The sequence below is a fragment of the Sporosarcina soli genome (genome assembly GCF_042655805.1).
GTDB classification, from domain to species: Bacteria; Bacillota; Bacilli; order Bacillales_A; family Planococcaceae; genus Sporosarcina; species Sporosarcina soli.
Window position 1 is genome coordinate 58,445 of record NZ_JBHSNO010000015.1, and the last position, 21,167, is coordinate 79,611.

Annotated in this window: 23 protein-coding genes; 6 read left to right on the forward strand and 17 right to left on the reverse strand. The window is 44.6% G+C overall.

Annotated features, from left to right (window positions below; translation table 11 throughout):
* Window positions 1–37 precede the first annotated feature (37 nt).
* Both ispG and ACFPRA_RS19240 read left to right on the forward strand, forming a co-directional pair.
* Window positions 38–1,159, forward strand: a complete 1,122-nt coding sequence (ispG, locus tag ACFPRA_RS19235; RefSeq protein ID WP_381438270.1) for a flavodoxin-dependent (E)-4-hydroxy-3-methylbut-2-enyl-diphosphate synthase — start codon at window positions 38–40, stop codon at window positions 1,157–1,159.
* Window positions 1,156–1,746 (forward strand): 5' nucleotidase, NT5C type, encoded by a 591-nt coding sequence (locus ACFPRA_RS19240; RefSeq protein ID WP_381438273.1) that lies wholly within the window; start codon window positions 1,156–1,158, stop codon window positions 1,744–1,746. The genes ispG and ACFPRA_RS19240 overlap by 4 nt, the downstream gene beginning before the upstream one ends.
* A 382-nt stretch (window positions 1,747–2,128) precedes the next feature.
* Here ACFPRA_RS19240 and ACFPRA_RS19245 read toward each other — a convergent pair whose 3' ends face one another.
* Genes ACFPRA_RS19245 through ACFPRA_RS19255 form a run of 3 tightly spaced genes read right to left on the reverse strand, consistent with a single transcriptional unit; the run spans window position 2,129 to window position 4,175 of the window.
* Entirely contained in the window at window positions 2,129–2,545 is a 417-nt protein-coding gene (locus tag ACFPRA_RS19245) for a Fur family transcriptional regulator (RefSeq protein ID WP_381438275.1), read from the reverse strand.
* Window positions 2,542–3,408, reverse strand: coding sequence for a metal ABC transporter permease (locus ACFPRA_RS19250; protein ID WP_381438277.1), 867 nt, complete (start codon window positions 3,406–3,408; stop codon window positions 2,542–2,544). The genes ACFPRA_RS19245 and ACFPRA_RS19250 overlap by 4 nt, the downstream gene beginning before the upstream one ends.
* Entirely contained in the window at window positions 3,405–4,175 is a 771-nt protein-coding gene (locus tag ACFPRA_RS19255; protein ID WP_381438279.1) for a metal ABC transporter ATP-binding protein, read from the reverse strand. The genes ACFPRA_RS19250 and ACFPRA_RS19255 overlap by 4 nt, the downstream gene beginning before the upstream one ends.
* A gap of 288 nt (window positions 4,176–4,463) precedes the next feature.
* On the opposite strand from ACFPRA_RS19255, the gene ACFPRA_RS19260 reads away from it, so the two are divergent.
* Window positions 4,464–4,712, forward strand: coding sequence for a hypothetical protein (locus ACFPRA_RS19260; protein ID WP_381438281.1), 249 nt, complete (start codon window positions 4,464–4,466; stop codon window positions 4,710–4,712).
* Between the two features lie 68 nt (window positions 4,713–4,780).
* Here the strand turns inward: ACFPRA_RS19260 and ACFPRA_RS19265 are convergent, their stop codons facing one another.
* Both ACFPRA_RS19265 and ACFPRA_RS19270 read right to left on the reverse strand, forming a co-directional pair.
* Window positions 4,781–5,686, reverse strand: coding sequence for a deoxyribonuclease IV (locus ACFPRA_RS19265; protein WP_381438283.1), 906 nt, complete (start codon window positions 5,684–5,686; stop codon window positions 4,781–4,783).
* Complete coding sequence (locus tag ACFPRA_RS19270; protein WP_381438287.1) at window positions 5,683–6,978, reverse strand: DEAD/DEAH box helicase; 1,296 nt, start codon at window positions 6,976–6,978, stop codon at window positions 5,683–5,685. Before ACFPRA_RS19270 ends, ACFPRA_RS19265 begins: the two co-directional genes overlap by 4 nt.
* A 113-nt stretch (window positions 6,979–7,091) precedes the next feature.
* Between ACFPRA_RS19270 and vrrA the strand changes: the two genes are divergently transcribed.
* Window positions 7,092–7,616: a VrrA/YqfQ family protein gene (vrrA, locus tag ACFPRA_RS19275; RefSeq protein ID WP_381438290.1), complete on the forward strand. Its 525-nt coding sequence runs from the start codon at window positions 7,092–7,094 to the stop codon at window positions 7,614–7,616.
* A gap of 107 nt (window positions 7,617–7,723) precedes the next feature.
* The gene (locus ACFPRA_RS19280) at window positions 7,724–8,701 is read left to right on the forward strand and encodes a 4-hydroxy-3-methylbut-2-enyl diphosphate reductase (RefSeq protein WP_381438292.1); all 978 of its coding nucleotides are present in this window, start codon (window positions 7,724–7,726) and stop codon (window positions 8,699–8,701) included.
* Window positions 8,702–8,743: 42 nt separating this feature from the next.
* On the opposite strand, the gene ACFPRA_RS19285 is transcribed toward ACFPRA_RS19280, so the two are convergent.
* The 8 genes from ACFPRA_RS19285 to ACFPRA_RS19320 form a co-directional block, all read right to left on the reverse strand.
* Window positions 8,744–9,862, reverse strand: a complete 1,119-nt coding sequence (locus tag ACFPRA_RS19285) for a Nif3-like dinuclear metal center hexameric protein (protein WP_381438294.1) — start codon at window positions 9,860–9,862, stop codon at window positions 8,744–8,746.
* Window positions 9,859–10,557 carry a tRNA (adenine(22)-N(1))-methyltransferase gene (locus tag ACFPRA_RS19290; protein WP_381438297.1) on the reverse strand — a complete coding sequence of 233 codons (699 nt, stop codon included), beginning with the start codon at window positions 10,555–10,557 and terminating at the stop codon, window positions 9,859–9,861. Before ACFPRA_RS19290 ends, ACFPRA_RS19285 begins: the two co-directional genes overlap by 4 nt.
* Window positions 10,558–10,722: 165 nt before the next feature.
* On the reverse strand, window positions 10,723–11,088 hold the full coding sequence (cccA, locus tag ACFPRA_RS19295; RefSeq protein WP_381438299.1) for a cytochrome c550: 366 nt from the start codon (window positions 11,086–11,088) through the stop codon (window positions 10,723–10,725).
* Window positions 11,089–11,351: 263 nt separating this feature from the next.
* Window positions 11,352–11,906: a hypothetical protein gene (locus ACFPRA_RS19300; protein ID WP_381438302.1), complete on the reverse strand. Its 555-nt coding sequence runs from the start codon at window positions 11,904–11,906 to the stop codon at window positions 11,352–11,354.
* Between the two features lie 140 nt (window positions 11,907–12,046).
* On the reverse strand, window positions 12,047–13,165 hold the full coding sequence (gene rpoD / locus ACFPRA_RS19305; protein WP_381438305.1) for an RNA polymerase sigma factor RpoD: 1,119 nt from the start codon (window positions 13,163–13,165) through the stop codon (window positions 12,047–12,049).
* 34 nt (window positions 13,166–13,199) lie between these two features.
* Window positions 13,200–15,023 (reverse strand): DNA primase, encoded by a 1,824-nt coding sequence (gene dnaG, locus ACFPRA_RS19310; protein WP_381438307.1) that lies wholly within the window; start codon window positions 15,021–15,023, stop codon window positions 13,200–13,202.
* Window positions 15,024–15,270: 247 nt separating this feature from the next.
* Window positions 15,271–16,086: a pyruvate, water dikinase regulatory protein gene (locus tag ACFPRA_RS19315; protein ID WP_381438309.1), complete on the reverse strand. Its 816-nt coding sequence runs from the start codon at window positions 16,084–16,086 to the stop codon at window positions 15,271–15,273.
* A gap of 10 nt (window positions 16,087–16,096) precedes the next feature.
* The gene (locus ACFPRA_RS19320; protein WP_381438311.1) at window positions 16,097–16,726 is read right to left on the reverse strand and encodes a helix-turn-helix transcriptional regulator; all 630 of its coding nucleotides are present in this window, start codon (window positions 16,724–16,726) and stop codon (window positions 16,097–16,099) included.
* Between the two features lie 323 nt (window positions 16,727–17,049).
* On the opposite strand from ACFPRA_RS19320, the gene ACFPRA_RS19325 reads away from it, so the two are divergent.
* Window positions 17,050–18,420, forward strand: coding sequence for a glycine--tRNA ligase (locus ACFPRA_RS19325; protein WP_381438314.1), 1,371 nt, complete (start codon window positions 17,050–17,052; stop codon window positions 18,418–18,420).
* A 230-nt stretch (window positions 18,421–18,650) separates the two neighbouring features.
* Here ACFPRA_RS19325 and recO read toward each other — a convergent pair whose 3' ends face one another.
* From recO to ACFPRA_RS19345, 4 genes are read right to left on the reverse strand one after another with little or no spacing between them, the layout of a single operon-like run.
* The gene (gene recO / locus ACFPRA_RS19330; RefSeq protein WP_381438317.1) at window positions 18,651–19,436 is read right to left on the reverse strand and encodes a DNA repair protein RecO; all 786 of its coding nucleotides are present in this window, start codon (window positions 19,434–19,436) and stop codon (window positions 18,651–18,653) included.
* Window positions 19,437–19,488: 52 nt separating this feature from the next.
* Entirely contained in the window at window positions 19,489–20,403 is a 915-nt protein-coding gene (gene era / locus ACFPRA_RS19335) for a GTPase Era (protein ID WP_381438320.1), read from the reverse strand.
* Entirely contained in the window at window positions 20,390–20,797 is a 408-nt protein-coding gene (locus ACFPRA_RS19340; RefSeq protein ID WP_381438323.1) for a cytidine deaminase, read from the reverse strand. The genes era and ACFPRA_RS19340 overlap by 14 nt, the downstream gene beginning before the upstream one ends.
* 12 nt (window positions 20,798–20,809) lie before the next feature.
* Window positions 20,810–21,166 (reverse strand): diacylglycerol kinase family protein, encoded by a 357-nt coding sequence (locus ACFPRA_RS19345; protein ID WP_381438326.1) that lies wholly within the window; start codon window positions 21,164–21,166, stop codon window positions 20,810–20,812.
* Window position 21,167 lies beyond the last annotated feature (1 nt).

The window sequence follows — 21,167 nt, forward strand, 5'->3', positions numbered from 1 at the left end:
TAGTTATTAGGCTATCGCCACTTAAGGAGAGAAAGAAATGACTGAAATGATTCACAGATCGAAAACACGTCCTGTCCGTGTCGGTAATTTGACCATTGGGGGTAGCGACGAATTATTCATCCAAAGTATGACAACAACGAAAACCCATGACGTGGAAGCGACAGTTGAAGAGATTCTACGCTTAGAAGAAGCCGGATGCCAAATTGTCCGGGTTGCATGTCCCGATGAACGTGCTGCTTATTCGATCGGCGAGATTAAAAAGCGGATCAATATCCCACTTGTCGTCGATATTCATTTTGACTATAAATTAGCGTTAATCGCAATTGAGCAAGGCGCAGATAAAATCCGCATCAATCCAGGGAATATAGGAAGACAAGCTAAAGTGGAAGCGGTCGTTAATGCTGCAAAAGCAAAAGGGATTCCAATTCGAATCGGGGTTAATGCCGGATCACTTGAAAAGAAAATCCTTGAAAAGTATGGCTACCCGACTGCTGACGGAATGGTAGAAAGTGCTCTTCATCATATAAAAATTTTGGAAGATCTCGATTTCCACGATATTATCGTCTCGTTGAAAGCTTCTGATGTCAATTTGGCAATCGAAGCCTATAAAAAAGCTGCGGCTGCTTTCGATTATCCATTGCATCTTGGCATTACCGAGTCCGGTACACTTTTTGCCGGCTCGATCAAAAGCGCAGCAGGACTAGGAACATTACTGTCTGCTGGTATCGGGAACACGATGCGTGTCTCATTAAGTGCAGACCCTGTCCAAGAAGTAAAGGTAGCGCGTGAGCTATTGAAAATTTTTGGTTTATCTTCCAATGCTGCAACACTCATTTCTTGTCCGACATGCGGCCGCATCGAGATCGATCTTATTTCCATTGCGAACGAAGTGGAAGAATACATTTCGACAATCAAAGCACCATTGAAGGTTGCAGTTCTCGGTTGCGCGGTAAATGGACCAGGTGAAGCACGTGAAGCGGATATCGGTATCGCAGGTGCACGAGGTGAAGGATTGCTCTTCATGAAAGGGAAAACGGTCCGCAAAGTACCTGAAGAAACGATGGTCGAAGAACTGAAAATGGAGATTGATAAACTAGCTGAGGAATATTTCGAGAAACAACGCCAAGAACAACTATTGCAAGCAGGAAAATCGGAATGAATATCATCCGATTCGGTATTGACATCGATGGTACGGTGACATGCCCCACTTCCCTCTTGCCCCATATTAACGAGCATTTCGGATGCAACTTGATATTGGATGATATTAAAGAATACGATTTGACCAAAGCGTTTCCGGTCGACAAACAAGTGTTTTGGGAATGGTATACAGGAGCCGAGTCACATATTTACAGTACATCTCCGGCCCAAGAGTATGCCAAACAGATTTTGGAGAGCTGGAAAACACAATTCGAACTGTACTATATTTCAGCCCGTGGCCCACAGGTTCAAGAGGCTACTTTGAATTGGTTCCAACGAGAACAAATCCCGTATGATCATATTGAACTCGTCGGCAGCCATGATAAGATTGAAACAGCGAAAAAATATGGTGTCCATGCATTTTTTGAAGACAAACATGACAATGCCGTCGCGATTAATGAAGAGCTGGATATCCCCGTTCTCCTGTTTGACACGCCGTATAATAGGGATCCGATTCCCAAAGGCGTTATTCGGGTCTTTTCTTGGCAAGAAGCAAACCAATGGATCCAAAAACTCTTTCCATCGGAACAAACGATAGGCAAAAAATAAACCGTTGCGAATCTCTTACCGAGATTCGCAACGGTTTTTAACTTGATTCAACAAAAATCCCACGCTTTCATAAGTGGCGGGATGAATGCCAGAAAGCATTTCAATCGGAGAGAGTCCAAACTCCCTGTAGCTGACGCTTCGCTTTCAGTACAAAAAGATTTGCTGATTAGAGGAACTCAGGCTAAGGTCGCCGTGTCCTGAAAGTGCCTTAATTTCTGCAAAAAAACGCAGAAATACGTTAAATCAAACCCTTCGATGTTTGATTGGCAACTTCTGAGTGACCAACATCCTGTTGGCCCAAGCCTCCGGCGGATGTCACAGATTTTGAATTGGGCTTTGCTCAATTCAAAATCTGGACGCAATTACGCCAAGGCGTAATTGATTAATCGACAATGCAAGCAGGACATTTTCCGTAAATTTCAAATTTATGGCCTTCCACTTCATAATCAGGCAAATTGACGGTAATCATTTCCATTGGACAATGCGGGATGCTACGCGTCTTCCCACAATCCGTACAGATGAAATGATGATGATGGACACCCGGATCACACTGCATCCGAAAATGACGTTCCCCATTCAAATCGGTCTCCTCAAGTATCCCTAACTCCGAGAAGGTACTCAAATTGCGGTAAATCGTATCGAAACTGATACCGGGATTATCATTCTCCATAAAATTTTTCACATCCAGCGCTGTCATATAGCGATCTTTAGTTGAGAAAAAATGCAGAATCGTCTCGCGATTTTTCGTCCGTTTAAATTGGTTTTCTTGTAAGATGCGCCAAGCTTCATCAAGTGTCATAAAATCCCCTCCTTCACTGCACGCGCATTTCGCACTTTTTGAATTCTTTTCCAAGCAAGAACCAGAAGCAAAATCAGTATGGAAGTAATGACAATCGTACCTCCGGGAGCGATATCCAAATGATAAGCCGATATAAGACCGACCAATACGGCCGATTCTCCGAATACGATGGAGTAGATCAGCGCACCCTTAAAGCTTTTCGCAAGCTGTATCGCAGCAGCCACCGGTATTGTCATCAAGGAAGAGACAAGTAAAATACCGACAATCCGCATGGAAGCCCCGATGACCAACGCGGTAATAATCATGAATAACATCTGGATATATTTCGAATTGACGCCGGAAACTTTGGCATAATCCGGATCAAAAGACACAATGAATAATTCCTTGTAAAAAAACCGGATATAAGCAATGACAACGATGGCAATCACGATGACCACCCACAAATCCTGCCTGCTCACCGCTGATACAGATCCGAATAAATAACCAACCAAGTCTGAGCCAAACCCTTTTGACAACGAAATGAAAATAGCACCTAGCCCAATTCCGGCCGATAAAATGACCGGTATCGCAAGCTCTTCGTAATGACGGTAAGCGCCTCTCAACTTCTCGATTAGCAATGACCCTCCGACAGCAGAGGCGATGCCAAGATAAACGGGATTCAAAGCCGAGAAAAACAGCACCTGCTGACTTAAGTAAAGGCTCCCAGCAATTCCAGCGAGTGCCACATGACTAAGTGCATCCGCAATCAGCGCAAGACGTCTGACAACGATAAACAAACCGAGTAACGGTGCAATAACCCCGATGATCAAACCCGACAGAAATGCATTTTGTAAAAACTCATAAGATAGGATGGCACTAATCATTGTTGCACCTCCGGCATTTGGTGATGCACACGGCGTACCGGATGACCGTACCATTTAGAAATATCGTCATCATCCATTTTTTTGTAGTCGGACTGGACTCCATGGAAATGGATTGTTCGATTCAGACAAGCGACATGAGTTGCCAGCTCCGTGACAAGATCAATTTCATGTGTGACGAGAACAATGGCAATACCATGCTCACGATTCAAGTGGTTCAGCATAGTATAAAACGATGCGACGTTTTGCTGGTCAATCCCGACAGTCGGTTCGTCCATAATCAGAAGATCCGGTTTCCCTGCAAGTGCTCTGGCAATAAAAACACGCTGCTGTTGTCCTCCGGATAATTCACCGATATTCTGTTTTGCAAAACGCTCCATCCCGACAATCCGTAGCACTTCCATCGCTCGTTGCTCATCCTTTTTCGTAAAACCTCTGAACAGCCCAACTTTCCTTGTCAATCCGCTCCGAACCACTTCGAGCACAGTTGCAGGAAATCCAGAGTTGAAAGAATTGGATTTCTGAGACACATAGCCGATCCGTTCACGTTGCTTAAATGACCGCATATCATCTCCAAAAAGCTTGACTGAGCCACTAGACGGTTTTAAAATTCCTAAAATGATATTGAGCAATGTCGATTTGCCAGAACCGTTCGGCCCGATAAGCGCCCAAAATTCCCCTTCTCCTATTTGGAGGGAAATATGATCGAGAGCGAGCGACTGTTCATAACTAAAACTGACGTCGTCCAATTGTATAATGTTGTTTGTCATAGTATTTTCCTTCCCTAATCCATGCACTTCGGCGTAATGCTGTTCGGAGACTTAACTTGATGCAGTCAGGTTTAAATCCTCACTGGATGGTATGCCTTTCTAGCATTCATCCCACCACTTTAAGAAATGGAAGACTTCTACTGAAACAAGTTAAACCTTCGTCAAACCTAGTTAGAATAGGAACCATTCCGATTCACCTGTAAGATTATAAACGATTATGTGTAAGGTTACAACTTATTGATCTGCGACGGTAGAGGAATCAGTGAAAAGGAAAGAAAGGATGAAAGTGTGGACTATGCTCGATTATTGAGTGAAATTAAAATGAGTAGTGATGACGAAGTGAAAATGTTAGCTAGGCAATATGGAATCGATCTGTCCATAAGCGAGATTCGTGCACTTCGCCCATTGGTAGAAGAAGTTTCATTTCATTGGATTTTTACGGGAGTTCCGGAACCCTTTATCCAAAAAGTAAGGAAAGCAATTGGTAATCAAAAAACAGAAATTCTTTTCAAGAAATATTTAGACACTAGAAAATAAGAAGTGCGGTCTGCAAAATGAATTGCAGCAGACCGTACTTCCCTTTTTTATACAGCAGGTAAAGAGTTTTACGCTCGGAGCGCGTCGATTTTCTCCGGCTTAAATGTGTTTGATTTGAACATGTCGATTTCAACCTTATAGGGTGCCACTTTATTTTTCGGATCCGCTCCAACAAATGGTGTTTCTAAAATTTTCGGGATCGCTTGGAAGCCCGGATGATGGACAATATAGGAAAGCGGCTCAAAACCGATATGACCGAAACCGATATTTTCATGGCGGTCTTTCCTTGCACCCCGTTCATTTTTGCTATCATTCACGTGAATGACGGAAATTCGATCGGTTCCGATGATTCGATCGAATTCATTTAGAACTCCATCAAAATCACCTACAATATCGTAGCCAGCATCATGAACGTGACAAGTATCAAAACAAACCGATAACCGTTCGTTATACGTGACGCCATCGATGATGGCAGCAATCTCATCGAAACTGCGGCCGCATTCAGTTCCTTTTCCCGCCATTGTTTCAAGCGCAATACGCACGGGATAATCTTGGGAAAGCACTTCGTTTAGCCCCTCGATAATTTTGGCGATCCCTTTGTCGGCACCCGCCCCGACATGCGCGCCCGGATGTAGGACAATTTGATCCACTCCAAGTGCCGCGGTCCGCTCAATTTCCTGTTGCAGAAAATTGACGCCTAACTCGAATGTCTCTGGCTTCGTCGTATTCGCGATATTGATAATATAAGGTGCATGGACGACGACATTCGACAATCCATGTTCCTCCATATGCAATTGGCCTGCCGCAATATTCAAATCTTCGATCGGCTTTCGCCTTGTGTTTTGGGGTGCTCCCGTATAGATCATAAACGTCGTCGCTCCATATGATGACGCTTCTTCACTCGAAGCGAGCAACATTTTTTTGCCGCTCATCGACACATGGGAACCGAGTAATAATGGTTGATTTGTTGTCATTTTTTTCGTTTCAATCTCCTTTCACGTTTCTTGATTTTTTCGATTTCCTGTGCCATTTTCTTTTTATAGCCTGGCTTCACTTTCGCCGGTTTTTTAACGATCGACACAGCCTTACGATCGATTTCGTCTTCTTGTTTCAGACGATTTTTCCTTGCATGACGTTCTTTTATTTCGATCCATTCGCCTTTTTTCACATCTTCATGGACAAATGGAATGCCCATCTTTTCAATTCTGACCACTTTATCATCTTCTGATGGCTCATATAAAGTGATGGCCGTTCCTTCAAGACCAGCACGTGCAGTACGTCCGACACGATGAATGAAAAACTCCAGATCATCCGGCAATTCGTAGTTGATCACATGGCTAACGCCCGGAATATCGATTCCGCGCGCTGCCAGATCGGTTGCGACAATGTATTGGAATTCCAGATCTCGGATTTGTTTCATCATACGGGTCCGTTCACGTGGCGTCAAATCCCCATGAATCCTCCCCGCCTTTATGCAGTTTTCGGCAAGATAATCGGCAATTTCATCTGCATGCTGTCGTGTATTTGTAAAAATAATCGCTAAATAGGGATTGATCGCTTCCATGACATGCAATAGTTTTTTCTTCCGACTCATACTCCGTACGGGTACGAGCGTGTAATGCATCCCTTCGGTCAATGATTGACGTTCACCAATCTTCACATGCACGGGTGATTCCATGTATTTGGTCAAAAATGGCTTCAGTTTTTCTGGAATGGTCGCTGAAAATACATACATCTCCAAATCGGCTGGCATTTTCGAAGCAAAGTGATCGATATCCTCGATGAAACCCATATCGAAGGCTAAATCTGCTTCATCAATGATTAAAATGCGAGCTGTATGGATGGCTAGCGCCCCATTCTCAGCCATATCACGAATTCGTCCCGGTGTGCCGATCACAATATGGGGATTCGATTTCAGTTTGCCGATCGAGCGTTGCTTATCGGTCCCTCCGATGAGCAATGAGCTACGGATCGCAGTCCCTTCCGTCATCTTGTCCAATTCGTTGGATAATTGAGTCGCCAGTTCCCTCGTCGGAGCTGTAATGACCGCTTGCAATTCGTCAGCCTCTGCATTTACGCGCTCCAACACCGGAATGATAAAACTATGCGATTTTCCTGTACCGGTATGAGCTTGACCAATTGCGCTCGTCCCTTTCAGAATAAGCGGGATCATTTCTTTTTGGATCGGTGTCGGATTTTCAAAGCCGAGCCTCCCGATCGCTTCCCGTAAAAACGGTTTAAATTGATAATCTGTATATTTTGACATGCGTGTTCCTCCTAATCATATGGCTATTATAGCACGATTCCGTTCCACCGTATGCGATTTACGCATAGTATACAATGTGAAAGTACATTCTGATATTTTGAAAGGAGATCATCATGAGGTACGAATCCTTTTATCCGTTCGCACGTCAACAACCAGCTCCGCCTTATATGGGACAATTCGGTTTCGGATCGCCTCCTCAAATGGGTCCAGAAATGGGTCCAGGTTTTGGACCAGGCCAGCAAATGACTCAAGGTTTTGGACCAAGTCAGCCATTTCCGAACGGGCCGGTTAACCAATCCATCCCGAATGGTCCGGGCAATCAAGCTTTTTCTGAAGGCCAGATGCAGCAAGCATTCGGCGGTTCAATGCCCTCTCAAGGCGCGCAGGGAAATCCTTCCAGAATGGATACCTATATGCAAACGGCCAACCGCTTCTTAAACACAGCTCAGCAATTTGCACCTGTCGTCCAGCAATTTGCACCAATGGTTCAGAATTTGCCGGCTATGTGGCGATTGTATAAAGGTTTCCAATCACTCCCATCCGCTGGTGCAGCTGCTTCTAACGCAGCCACAGCTGCAAGTGAAGCGGCTGCGACAACCGGCACATCGATCCCGCGAATCTTCCAGCCCCCTAGCTAAACTTGATGCATAGACAATATTACGCTGAGGCGTAATTGATTAATTTTGAAACCTATGCCAGACTCAGCTATAATGGGTTGTAGATCCTATTAGAGGAGTGAGTTGGCATGAAAGTGTTGAAGATTTCCCCAAGGGGATATTGCTATGGGGTTGTCGATGCAATGGTCATTGCAAGAAATGCGGCGCTCGACAAAACATTGCCGAGACCCATTTATATATTGGGAATGATTGTCCATAACAAACATGTGACAGATGCTTTCGAAGAAGATGGCATCATCACGCTAGATGGAGAAAACCGCTTGGACATACTGGAAAAAGTCGAGACGGGCACGGTTATTTTCACCGCACATGGCGTTTCTCCCGAAGTCCGGGAATTGGCAAAAAGGAAAGGTCTCGTGTCAATTGATGCTACTTGCCCTGATGTATCTGTCACGCATGATTTAATCGAAGAAAAAACATCCGAAGGCTATGATATCATTTACATCGGTAAAAAACATCATCCCGAGCCTGAAGGTGCAATCGGGGTTGCTCCGCATGCTGTACATTTGATCGAAACGATCGGCGATGTCGAAAAACTAGACATTCAAAATGAGAAGCTATTAGTGACAAACCAAACGACGATGAGTCAATGGGATGTCGCACATATCATGGACGCTTTGAAAGAGAAATATCCTCATATCGAAGTCCATAAGGAAATTTGTCTGGCAACACAAGTGCGTCAGGAGGCGGTTGCTGAGCAAGCTGGAGAGTCCGACCTCCTCATCGTTGTCGGGGACCCGAAGAGCAATAACTCGAACCGTCTTACGCAAGTTTCAGTCGAGATTGCCAATACGCCGTCCTACCGAATTTCGGACGTCTCAGAACTGGATGTAAAATGGCTGGAAGGCGTTGAAACCGTTTCTGTTACGGCAGGTGCTTCTACGCCAACAATCATCGTCCGGGAAGTCATTGGCTTCCTTGAACAATTCGATCCTGAAGATCCTTCTACCCATCAGCCCGAAAGAAAATTCAAGTTGGAAAAAATCTTACCTAAGATCAAAAATCCATCTCCTGTGCAACGCATTGAACCATATGCAACCACATAAGTTAAAAAACCGGTCTCATCTCAAGAGACCGGTTTTTTGTTTTTATATGAAGTTAAATGGCTCTGTAATGACTTCTGATCTGATAAAACGGACTTCATATCTCGCTTCTGCGCAAGCGTTTTGCATATAGTTTGCGACCCCATCGATCATCACTTTTTCGATGTTGTGCCCCGGATCGATAACGGCAAGTCCCATTGCTTGTGCATCATGCGCCACATGGTAATATAAATCCCCTGTAACAAGGACGTCTGCACCTGCTCTTTTCGCTGCACCTATGTATTTGTTGCCGTCCCCGCCCAGAACTGCTACTTTGCGGATTTCTTTCGTCTCTTCACCGACAAAACGAAGTGCCGGGACGCCAAATACATGTTTCACATGAGCTGCAAATTGTGCAAGTGTCGTTTTCTCTCTCAACTTCCCTATACGGCCAAGCCCATAGCGGATGTTCGGTTGATCCAGCTGGAATAAGTCATATGCAGGCTCTTCATATGGATGGGCTGCAAGCATCGCTTTAAGTACTTTTTCCCGTAGCATGGACGGTAGAATCACTTCAATTTTCTCTTCAGCTACCGCTTCTTCCTTCCCGACTGCACCTATATATGGCTGAGCGGTATCATTCGGTGTAAATCGTCCTGTTCCAGTGGAGCTGAAACTGCAGGAAGTATAATCACCGATTGCCCCCGCCCCCGCTTTTCCAAGCGCCTGTCTAATTTCCGCCACATGAGATTCGGGAGCGAATACAACTAACTTATACATTTGTTCGACATAGGTCGGTTCTATAATTTCCGTATCGGCTAGATCTAATTTCGACGCTAACAGATCATTCACACCGCCTGGAGCAACATCTAAATTCGTATGGGCTGCATAGACGGCAATATCATGTTTAATGCATTTTTCGATCATTCTGCCTTGTGGAGTGTCTGTCATGATGTTTTTAAGCGGTCTAAAAATAGGCGGATGATGCGCGATGACCAAGTTCGCTCCAATATGAATAGCCTCATCGATGACGTCCTCATTGACGTCCAGCGTCACGAGCGCTTTTTCAACTTGTCGGTTTAATTGACCGATATGAAGCCCTACCGGATCTCCATCCATCGCAAAACGTTTTGGGGACCATTGTTCAAAAAGGGCGATGATTTCATGTCCATTCACTTTCTTCATGTTCCCAACACCTTTCCTACAAGCTCGATTTGCATTTTCAATTGTTCTTTTTTCTGGTAAATGGCATCTGTTGCTTCCGCTTTTTCTAACGAATCCAGAACACGTTTCCATTCCGACGATTCCCGCTCCCATTTCTCTAGAAATACATCCGCCCTCGAAGCGAGCAAGAAAGGACCTACTGTCATTTCCAAGTCATCATATTGTGCCGTACCTTTCTCCAATACAATGATTTCGTATATTTTACCGTCTTCCTTCAGAATATGCTCATCAATGATTTTCCAACCGTTTGCCACGGCCCACTCACGAACTGCCTTTGCATAAATATTAGGTTGTGCAATAATTCGTTTCACTTCCTGGAGACGGTCTTTGCCATTTTCCAAAATAGTGGCGATCAGCGGTCCTCCCATTCCAGCAATCGTTACAGTGTCGACGGCATCCTGCGCTTCGATGGCGAACAAGCCATCCGCCAATCGAACGGTAACAGCATCGGAAAGCCCTTCCCGCCGTACATTTCTGACAGCCGAGTCAAAAGGTCCTTTTGCAACTTCTCCCGCTACCGCTTGAGCGATTTTACCCGAACGGATAAGATAGCACGGCAAATAGGCATGATCACTGCCGATATCCGCAACAACCGCTCCTTCTTCGACAAAGGAAGCGACTGCCGCAAGTCTATTTGATAATTTCTCTGTATTCACCGGATCTCCTCCTTTCGTTATATCCAATACTTTACTTATTGTATAAGAAGTACATTCAATTTGCACATACAACAACAAGACAGCAGACCACTTCCAGTACAAACAGAAAGAGCCATCAGTCGACAGAATGGTTCTGCTGACTGACAGCCCTTTACGTGTTACGGATTATTTAAGTGATAAGATGTATTCCGCCATTGCATCAAGTTCAGCTGCATCCGTGATGCCTTGTGGTGGCATCATTCCTTTACCGTTTTGGATGATGTCTTTAATCTCATCTGCGGAAAGGGTTGTTCCAACCAATCCAGGTCCCATTCCGCCTGTCAAGTCACCACCATGACAGCCGATACATTTCCCTTGCGTCACTGCTTCAGCATCGAATTCTGCTGAGCTTGCTACTTCTTCAGTGTTACCTTCTTCATCCTGACCAGCGATTTCCTCTTTTTGTTCAAGTCCATAGAGGGACATGAAGAAAATAAGACCTAGTCCAAGCGCAAAAATCAGGATATAAGGAATTACAGGATTTTTACTCATTGAATTACCCTCCTTCATCAGGATCTATTCTGTAATAGATACAGTGCACAACTATCATTGTACTGTATTCGCTAGGAAACTGAAAGAGTTATCGATGATCTTTTGTCGTTTGTGACAATTTGGACATATATTTTGTCGTTACAAACACTTTCCCCCCTGATTCCGGGACACTTACACTTTTCCGTGTAAACAATCTATCAATCTAGCGATAATCATGCACTACACTCCAGCTGTATTTTCCTCCCTATTGCGCTTAAATATGACTAGTATGAGATGAGGAGAAAGGCGGTAATCAATAGGAGACCTGCTGCCCCTGATATTGTAAAATAGAGTAATTTTAGGAAACGACCAGCCATCAACCATAGTGCACAGTTCAAGATCAGTAACGCAACCAACAGATTGAATTGTCCTTCAAAAAACACGAACCACAGTTTAAACGACGTCGCCAGCAACAGAAAAGCGGATAGGATATAGAAAAATGAGGTAAGTAAACGATTTTGCTTTTTACGAAACGTCGCTTGTAATAAAAGTAAAGTAAATACCGCCGTGATCATCATGGTCAACCACGGATATTGAATGAGTACAAACATCATGCTACTTACGATAATCGCTAGAAATGAAAGCAGAAAAATTGTCCGATTAAGCTTCTTTCTCTCTTTGACAAGTATCGCATCATTCGCTTTGGCGGCGGAAACGTTCTCCCCATCACCTTGTCCATAGAGCGCAATGAGAAAATCACAGTAATGTTCTGGCAATAGCTTGCTTTGTTTCCAATATTTGATTTCCGAAATGATAATGCGTTTTCGCTGTGGATTCATAATGACTTTCGCTCCTTGATCTTCGCAGAAACATCCATTCCATTTTATAAGAGACTAGGATTTGATATGTTTCCAATTGCAAATCGACTCCTTTTTCTCTTTAAAAATGCACCGGCACATAAATGCCGATGCATGTCTCATCATTCTAGGAAATCTTTAAGACGTTTACTTCTGGATGGATGGCGGAGTTTGCGTAATGCCTTCGCCTCAATTTGTCGTATACGCTCACGCGTCACGCCGAATACTTTCCCTACCTCTTCAAGTGTCCGTGTACGTCCATCGTCCAATCCGAAGCGAAGGCGCAGGACATTTTCCTCGCGATCCGTCAATGTATCCAGAACATCTTCCAATTGTTCTTTCAACAGCTCATAAGCCGCGTGATCAGAAGGTGATTGAGCTTCCGAGTCTTCGATGAAATCCCCTAGATGGGAGTCATCTTCTTCACCAATCGGCGTTTCGAGTGACACAGGTTCCTGTGCAATTTTCAAAATTTCCCGTACTTTTTCCGCCGTCAGATCCATCTCTTCACCAATTTCCTCCGGCGAAGGTTCCCGTCCGAGATCCTGCAGTAATTGACGCTGTACGCGGATCAGTTTATTGATCGTTTCGACCATATGGACCGGAATCCGGATAGTCCGCGCTTGGTCCGCGATAGCGCGTGTAATAGCCTGACGGATCCACCAAGTGGCATACGTACTGAACTTGAATCCTTTTGTATGGTCAAATTTCTCGACCGCTTTAATAAGACCCATATTCCCTTCTTGGATCAGATCCAGGAACAGCATGCCACGGCCCACGTATCTTTTCGCAATGCTGACGACGAGCCTTAAGTTCGCTTCTGCAAGCCGCTTCTTCGCTTCTTCGTCACCGTCCAGTATTCGGATAGCCAGTTCGACTTCTTCTTTCCCTGTCAATAAGTCGACTCGCCCGATCTCTTTCAAATACATCCGAACTGGATCGTTGATTTTTACGCCTGGGGGAACGCTTAAATCATTCAGATCGAATTGTTCTTCTGCCTCCGCTTTAACCTCTTCGCCAGGTTCGTCGTCATCTTTTCGATCCATTTCGATCCCTTGCGCTTCAATCTGGTCCAAAAACTCCTCGAATTGCTCGGGCTCCATTTCATATGCAGCTAATTTTTCAGTGATTTCATCAAGCGTCAGTTCACCTGATTTTTTTCCAGCCTCCAACAGGTTGGCCTTCACTTCTTCGATTGTCATTTCCATTTCCATTTCGCCGGATTGTTCTTTATTAGTCATCTTACCCGTTCCTCCTTCGTACACCGGAATGCGACTATAATGCCGCCCATGATTTCCGGAGCTGTATGATTTCCCTGGCCAGCTCCAGTGCCCGGGTATGATCATTCATCTTTTCAGCTTCTTTTGATTCGTGCATTTTTGCTTGGATCATTAAATGGATCCGATATTTTTCAAGATGACTAATACAATCATCTATTTCTTCCTCAGTATGTTCAGAATCCCTTTCAATCATTGCCGCCTCGAGTACGATCTTTCTAAGTTCACGATCTTCCAACGTCTCGGCAAAGCGATGGAAATCAGGAGTTCCATGTTCCTCGTAAAATCCGGCTAACCGGACAAAGATGGCTACATAATCGTCTCGTACAAACAAATCCGGTTTGTCTTCTCTCAACCGATCGAACAAAGCCCCATCGTTTAATAGATGATAAAGCAATAACCGTTCAGCACGCTCAGTCCCTGTCATTTTACGGGACGGTGCTGTCTGATTAGGATAGGGACGTACTTGTTCCTCCGTGTCGACTAGGTCCGCTTTTGTCTTTTGGGACTGCTGGCCTGCCATTTTGATAAATTGCTGTTGGAGCGCCTCTGCGGATATCCCGGTTTCTGAAGATAATTGGCGGATATACAAATCCCTTTCGACAGGAGATGATCGAAGAGACAATTCTTCCAGTACTTCATGAATATATTGCAACACATCATTTTCATACGATAAATTCTTCGAACGTTTTGCATAAGCCATCATAAATGACATGAAGGAATGCGGATTACCGATCACTTTTTCGCGGAAAGCTTCACCGCCATATTGTGTAATATAATCATCAGGATCCATATTGCCCGGCAACAGAGCAATTTGAACGTCCATCCCTTTCTTCATGGCCATTTCTGAAAAGCGTTTAGCCGCTTCCCACCCGGCATCGTCTCCATCGCAACAGATGATTAACTCCTTCGCGATTCTTTTCAATTTCAAAAGATGCGTGTCGGACAAGGATGTACCCATAACCGCGACACTATTCGTCACTTCTGCCCGATCCGCCGAAATTGTATCCATAAATCCTTCAAACAGTATTACTTTACCCGTTTTCCGAACGTTAAGACGCGCATTATGAAAATTGTATAAAATTTTACTTTTTTCGAATATCGGTGTTTCAGGACTATTCAAGTATTTGGCTTCCTGTTTCGATCCATGTAAGATCCGTCCCGAAAAAGCAACGATATTCCCATTATCGTCACGAAGTGGAAACATAATACGTCCACGGAACCGGTCAAAATAACCCGTCCCATCATCCTTCATGATACACAACCCGGCACGCTCCATCTCCTTCATATCGAAGTTTTTCCGTTTCAATAATCCGGATAGTGCTTCCCGATCATGTAGAGACCACCCAATTCCATAATTTTCGATACGCTCTCTCGTAAATCCTCTTTTTTCAAGATATTGTAGTGCTTCCTCACCTTCCACAGTGTTTAGGAGTAAATGACTGTAAAAATTCGCCGCAAGCGCATGTGCTTCCAGCATCGACTTGAACTCATTTTGCGATTTTGCCCCCGCATCCGTGCCGCTTGGAACATCGATCTCAATTCCGGTACGTTCGGCAAGTTGCACCACCGCGTCGGTGAATGGACGATTTTCGATATCCATGATGAAGGTGATCGCATTGCCACTCGCGCCACAACCAAAACAATGGAAGAGTTGCTTCTCTTCCGAAACAGAGAAGGAAGGTGTGCTCTCACCATGGAATGGACAAAGGCCGAACCAGTTTTTCCCCCTCTTTGTCAATTGCACGTATTCTCCGATCAAATCGATAATATCAGTCTTCGTCCGGACGGCTTCAATCGTTTCTTCTGAAATTCTCGTCATCTATCACCATTCTCCACTCTTAACTACTTGATTTCGATATATTATTCAAAAATCCTTCCTATTCGACAAAATTTTTTTGATTATACTCCGAAACTTTTATACTACACTAATCCGACGTTTTTTTCTCGAATTTAACACCATTTATTTATGAAAAAAAGATTCGTAACATCCGCAAAAGAAGAACCATCCCATTCCCACGGGGTGGTCCTCCTCCTTTACAATTTAAGATATGATCACTTTTAGCCTTTTATCCGTTTCGGGAAGATATTTCGCTCAGAATAACATTAGCGGTTTCTTCAACTGCACGATTGGTTACATCGATAACATTGCAGCCGATTTTCTCAACGACTTTTTTAAAATGTTCGATCTCGGTTTTTATCCGATCTAGCTGCGCATAGTTCGCATCATCCTTTAAACCAAGTGCGATCAATCTTTCTTTTCGGATGAAATTCAATTTCTCCGGTGAAATAACTAAACCGAAACATTTTTCTGGTTCGATCATAAACAGCTCTTCCGGTGGATCCACCTCCGGGACAAGCGGTACATTTGCCACTTTGTAACGCTTGTGGGCCAAATACTGCGATAACGGTGTCTTGGATGTCCTAGAGACACCGACAAGCACGATATCCGCTTTTAAAATCCCTCTCGGATCCCTGCCATCATCGTATTTAACCGCAAATTCAATCGCTTCAATCTTCTTGTAATAATCTTCGTCCAATTTCCGGACAAGCCCCGGTTCTTCAATGGGATGTTCGTCCAACTCTGCACTGATCAGATCGACTATAGGTCCCATCAGATCAATGCATTTGATCCCCTTGTTTTTACATTCTTCTTTTAAACGGAAACGCATGTCGCTCTTTACTAACGTATAGACGATGATTGCCTCTTGCTTTTTTGCTAAATAGACAATTTCATTCAGTTGCGATTCATCTTCGACATGTGAAAATCGTTTCATGGAAACCGTTTCAAGTCCTTGCCTGAATTGACTTGCGGCCGCTTTTGCAACTAAATCGGCCGTTTCACCGATAGAGTCGGAAACGATGAATAATGTTAACCTTCTCATTGTATCCCCCTCAAAGTTCATGGTCATCCGCAAGTGAAAGGAAAGCTGCGGTAATATTCGTTTTAGTAATCCTTCCAACAACTTCAAGACCCACCCCATTGTCGGTGACAACTGGAAGGGAGTCAATCTGTTTGTCTATCATTTTCTTCGCAACATGCAATAAGGTGTCCTGCTTATCACAATAAGTAATATTTGGCATCCGCGTCATGATGACGTGTACCGGTATTTTATCCAACTCATTGTTGCCAAGGCTCGTCCGCAATAAATCTTTCCTTGATAGAACACCAGTGAGCAGCGACGAACTGTCGACAACAAAAAGTGTTCCGACATCTTCTAAAAACATATGACAAATTGCGTCATATACTGAAATGTTTTCCGCTACTACGACCGGTATCGACTGGAAATCACGGACTTTCATGCCGGTCATACTATCTGCAACCGATTGGACTGGTTTTTTTCCTGAATAGAAATAGCCGACACGGGGCCTTGCATCTAGAAAGCCTGCCATAGTCAATATGGCCAAATCCGGACGAATCGTAGCCCTCGCCAGTTTAAGACGTTCCGCAATCTGTTCGCCAGTGATGGGCCCATCCGATTTAACGATTTCTAGAATCTCGGTCTGGCGCTTATTCAGTTCCATATGTCTCACCGCCCTAATCGCTCAATTCTTTCTCCCTGATTATTATATACGAAGACGTCAACTATTGCTAAGAAAGCGGAACCGTGCTACACTGTTTTTGAATTGAATAGGCGGAGATAGGAAGATAAGTAATGTCAATCATAAGCGAATGGGGACAGTGAAAGCCCGTACTGACATGAAACGGCAGCCTTGAGCCATAGCAAAATAAAGTGGGCTAGATCGACTAGCCAAACAGGGTGGAACCGCGGGTAATCAAGCACTCGTCCCTGGACATGACGTCCAGGGATGGGTGCTTTTTCATTTGAAAATGGAGGGATTTATCGATGGAAAAAGTAGTGAACTTAGCAAAACAGAGAGGATTCGTCTTTCCGGGATCGGAAATTTACGGTGGTCTCGCGAATACATGGGATTACGGTCCGCTCGGGATTGAACTGAAAAACAACATCAAAAAAGCTTGGTGGCAAAAATTCGTTCAGGAATCCCCTTATAACGTCGGTCTTGACGCAGCGATCTTGATGAACCCGAAAGTATGGGCTGCATCAGGACATATCGGCAACTTCAATGACCCGATGATCGACTGTAAAAAATGTAAAACGCGCCATCGTGCGGATAAATTGATCGAAGATGCGCTTGATGCAAAGGGGATTGAAATGGTCGTTGATGGCCTTCCTTTTGAAAAGATGGAAGAACTCATTGAAGAGCATGGCATCAACTGTCCGGATTGTGGTGCGATGGATTATACAGAAATTCGTCAATTCAACTTAATGTTCAAAACACAACAAGGTGTGACGGATTCATCCGCTAACGAAATTTTCCTCCGTCCGGAAACCGCACAAGGGATTTTCGTCAACTTTAAAAATGTCCAACGTTCCATGCGTAAGAAAATGCCTTTCGGAATTGCACAAATTGGAAAAAGTTTCCGAAACGAAATTACACCAGGAAACTTCACATTTCGGACGCGCGAATTCGAACAAATGGAATTGGAATTCTTCTGCAAACCTGGCGAAGACATGGAATGGTATGAATACTGGCGCGATTTTTCAAAACAATTTTTGCTGAACTTAGGCATGACAGAAGAAAATATGCGTTTGCGTGAACATAATGAAGATGAGCTGTCCCATTACTCAAAAGGTACTGTCGATATTGAGTACAAATTCCCATTCGGCTGGGGCGAACTATGGGGTATCGCCAACCGTACGGACTTCGACTTGAGCCGCCATATGGAACATTCAGGTGAGGACTTCCACTATCAGGATCCTATCACAAATGAAAAGTTCATCCCGTATTGCATCGAACCTTCACTAGGTGCCGATCGTGTAACACTCGCATTCCTTTGTGATGCTATCGACGAAGAAATATTAGAGGGCGACGACAAACGTACCGTCTTACGTTTCCACCCTGCCCTGGCTCCTGTGAAAGCAGCCGTTCTTCCGTTATCCAAAAAGCTTGCTGAAGGTGCGGATGAAGTATATGCGGAACTCCGTAAACATTTCGTTGTTCAATACGATGATGCACAATCGATCGGAAGACGTTATCGCCGTCAGGATGAAATCGGGACGCCATTCTGTATTACGTACGACTTTGATTCCGAAGAGGATCGCCAAGTAACAGTGCGCCACCGTGATTCCATGGAACAAGTCCGTATGCCGATTGCAGAAGTGAAAGACTATATCGCTAAACATCTTGAGTTTTAAGTAATCAATCACGCCTCGGCGTGATTGCGTCCAGATTTTGAATTGCGCTTGCGCAATTAACTCCTTTCAAAATCTGTGACATCCGCCGGAGGCTTAACTTGAATCAGCAGGGAGTTTGAACTCCCTCTGATTGAAATGCATTCTGGCATTCATCCCACCACTTATGGAAGTGGGGGACTTCTGCTGAATCAAGTTAAAATAATAGCAAAGAAAAACCGGAGAAAGTTGGCTTATTCGCCTTCTTCCTCCGGTTTTTCTTTTCGTGGCAATAGTTCTGGTGTCGATTCGAGTTGGTCCAAAAAAGACCTGGACTTCAATCGGATCCCCACCTGCTCATCATAAATGGTACGCACCAATTTTTTCATAAATTGTTTCGTCGTCTTTTTCAATGTCAAGTTGCCGACACGATGGATCGGAACTGTGTAAAAGGTCCGGATAAGCTTCAGTTGTGTCGGAGATATCCGGATCAAATACTTATCGATATGGAAACAACGATGACAAAGGAAACCGATTTCCTGGAAGGAAAACGCAAACTCCCCTTCCGTCGCCCCGCAATTTGCACATTGATGGAGAACGGGGTGGATCCCGGCCACCGGCAACATCTTCCACTCGACAAACAACGCGATCGCTTCCGGATCATATCGTTCGTCAATCGCATGCAAAGCGTCGTATAGCAACTCATAAATACCTTGGATACGCTCATTATTCTCCGTTAGCCGATCAATGAGCTCGATGATATAACTGGCATAAGCGGTGGCTTCAAGGTCTTCACGGATAAAGCGCATCGATTCGCCCCGCTCTCCTTGTTCAAGCGTTCCCATCCCTCTTCCGGTACGGATGAGAAAGGTGCCGTGCGTAAACGGTTGTGTGATGGCGGCCAATCGACTTGCGGGCTTCTTTGCTCCCCTTGCCATTGCCGTCAGCTTGCCGGCTTCTTTGGTGAAAATCGTCACAATTTTATTCGATTCACCATAAGGGATACTTTTTAGAATGATCCCTTCCCATTTGTTCAGCAAGGCAATCACCCCAATTTCTTATAGTCTAGGCTCCGGACGCTAAACGCTTGGATTAGTACTCGTCTTCTCTGAAGCCGAATTCCTTCAATTGGCCCGGTTTGTTGCGCCAATCTTTTTGCACTTTGACCCAAAGTTCCAAGAAAACTTTCGAACCGAGCAGCATTTCAATATCATGCCTCGCCTTCGTTCCGATTTCTTTTAGCAACGCGCCTCTTTTCCCGATGACGATGCCCTTTTGGGAGTCTCGATCCACTACAATTGTAGCCATGATATTGACCATTTCCCGTTTTTCTTCCCGCTCGATTTTCTCGATAACAACAGCGACGGAATGCGGAACTTCCTCCCGCGTTAAATGCAATACCTTCTCGCGGATCAATTCAGAGATGATGAAACGTTCCGGGTGGTCTGTCACTTGATCATCCGGATAATACTTCGGACCTTCTGGCATGTATGTGTTTAATGTTTCCATGAGCCGTTCCACATTATTGCCATTGATCGCTGAAATCGGAACAATTTCCGCAAAATCATATTCGGACGTATACGTCGTAATCACTTTCAACAGATCATCCGGGTGGACCAAATCGATTTTATTGATAATTAAAAAGACCGGTGTCTTTGTATTTTCAAGCAATTCGATGATGAAGCGATCGCCGCGCCCAATCGGCTCATCGGCGTTGACCATAAACATCACGGCGTCGACTTCTTTCAGTGTATTACGCGCTGTTTTCACCATGAAATCGCCGAGCTTATGTTTAGGCTTATGGATTCCTGGTGTATCGATGAAAATCAACTGCGATTCATCTGACGTGACAACACCTTGCACCTTATTACGCGTTGTTTGCGGTTTGTCGCTCATGATGGCGATTTTTTGCCCGACTACACGATTCAGGAAAGTCGATTTCCCGACATTCGGACGTCCGATGATGGAAATGAACCCCGATTTGAATGATTGGTTATTCTGCTGCATAATCTAAATCCTCCTTGGAAAAAGCGCCCGGAAGCAATTCAGCGACCGTCGTCTCCAACACATCGCCTTTCAAATTCGTCAAGTAAACAGGCATCTTCTTATCGCAAAATTCGGCGATCACTTGCCGGCAAGCCCCACAAGGCGAAACCGGTCCCTCCGTATCCGCAACGACAGCGAGCGCCTTGAATGTATGAACACCTTCCGAAACCGCATTAAAAAAAGCCGTCCGCTCCGCACAATTGCTCATGCTATAGGCCGAATTTTCAATATTACAACCGCGGTAAACTGTTCCATCTTCCGCCAACAAGGCAGCACCTACCGGAAATTTCGAGTAAGGGACATAGGCCTTCTCCCTTGCTTTTTTCGACTCTTCCATCAATTTATTTTTTTCCATCTAAACACCTCTCTACATGAAATTCAACCATTTCGGAACAAAAAGCAATAGTCCGATAATCGCACTAAAGATCGCGAAGACAAAGACAGCTCCTGCCGCCAAATCTTTCGCCTGCTGAGCCAATGGATGCCTTTTCGACGTCACTAAATCAACGACACGTTCAATCGCGGCATTCATCAGCTCCAATGCGAACATGCCACCAATCAGAATCATGACGATAAACCACTCAACAGGTGAAAGCTTTGTCAAAACCCCTGCGACAACCACGACGATGGCGGCTAAAACATGCATTTTCATGTTGCGCTCTGCTTTAACGCCATGGACAATGCCGTTCCACGCATAGACGAACGCTTTAAAAAAACGCCGCATC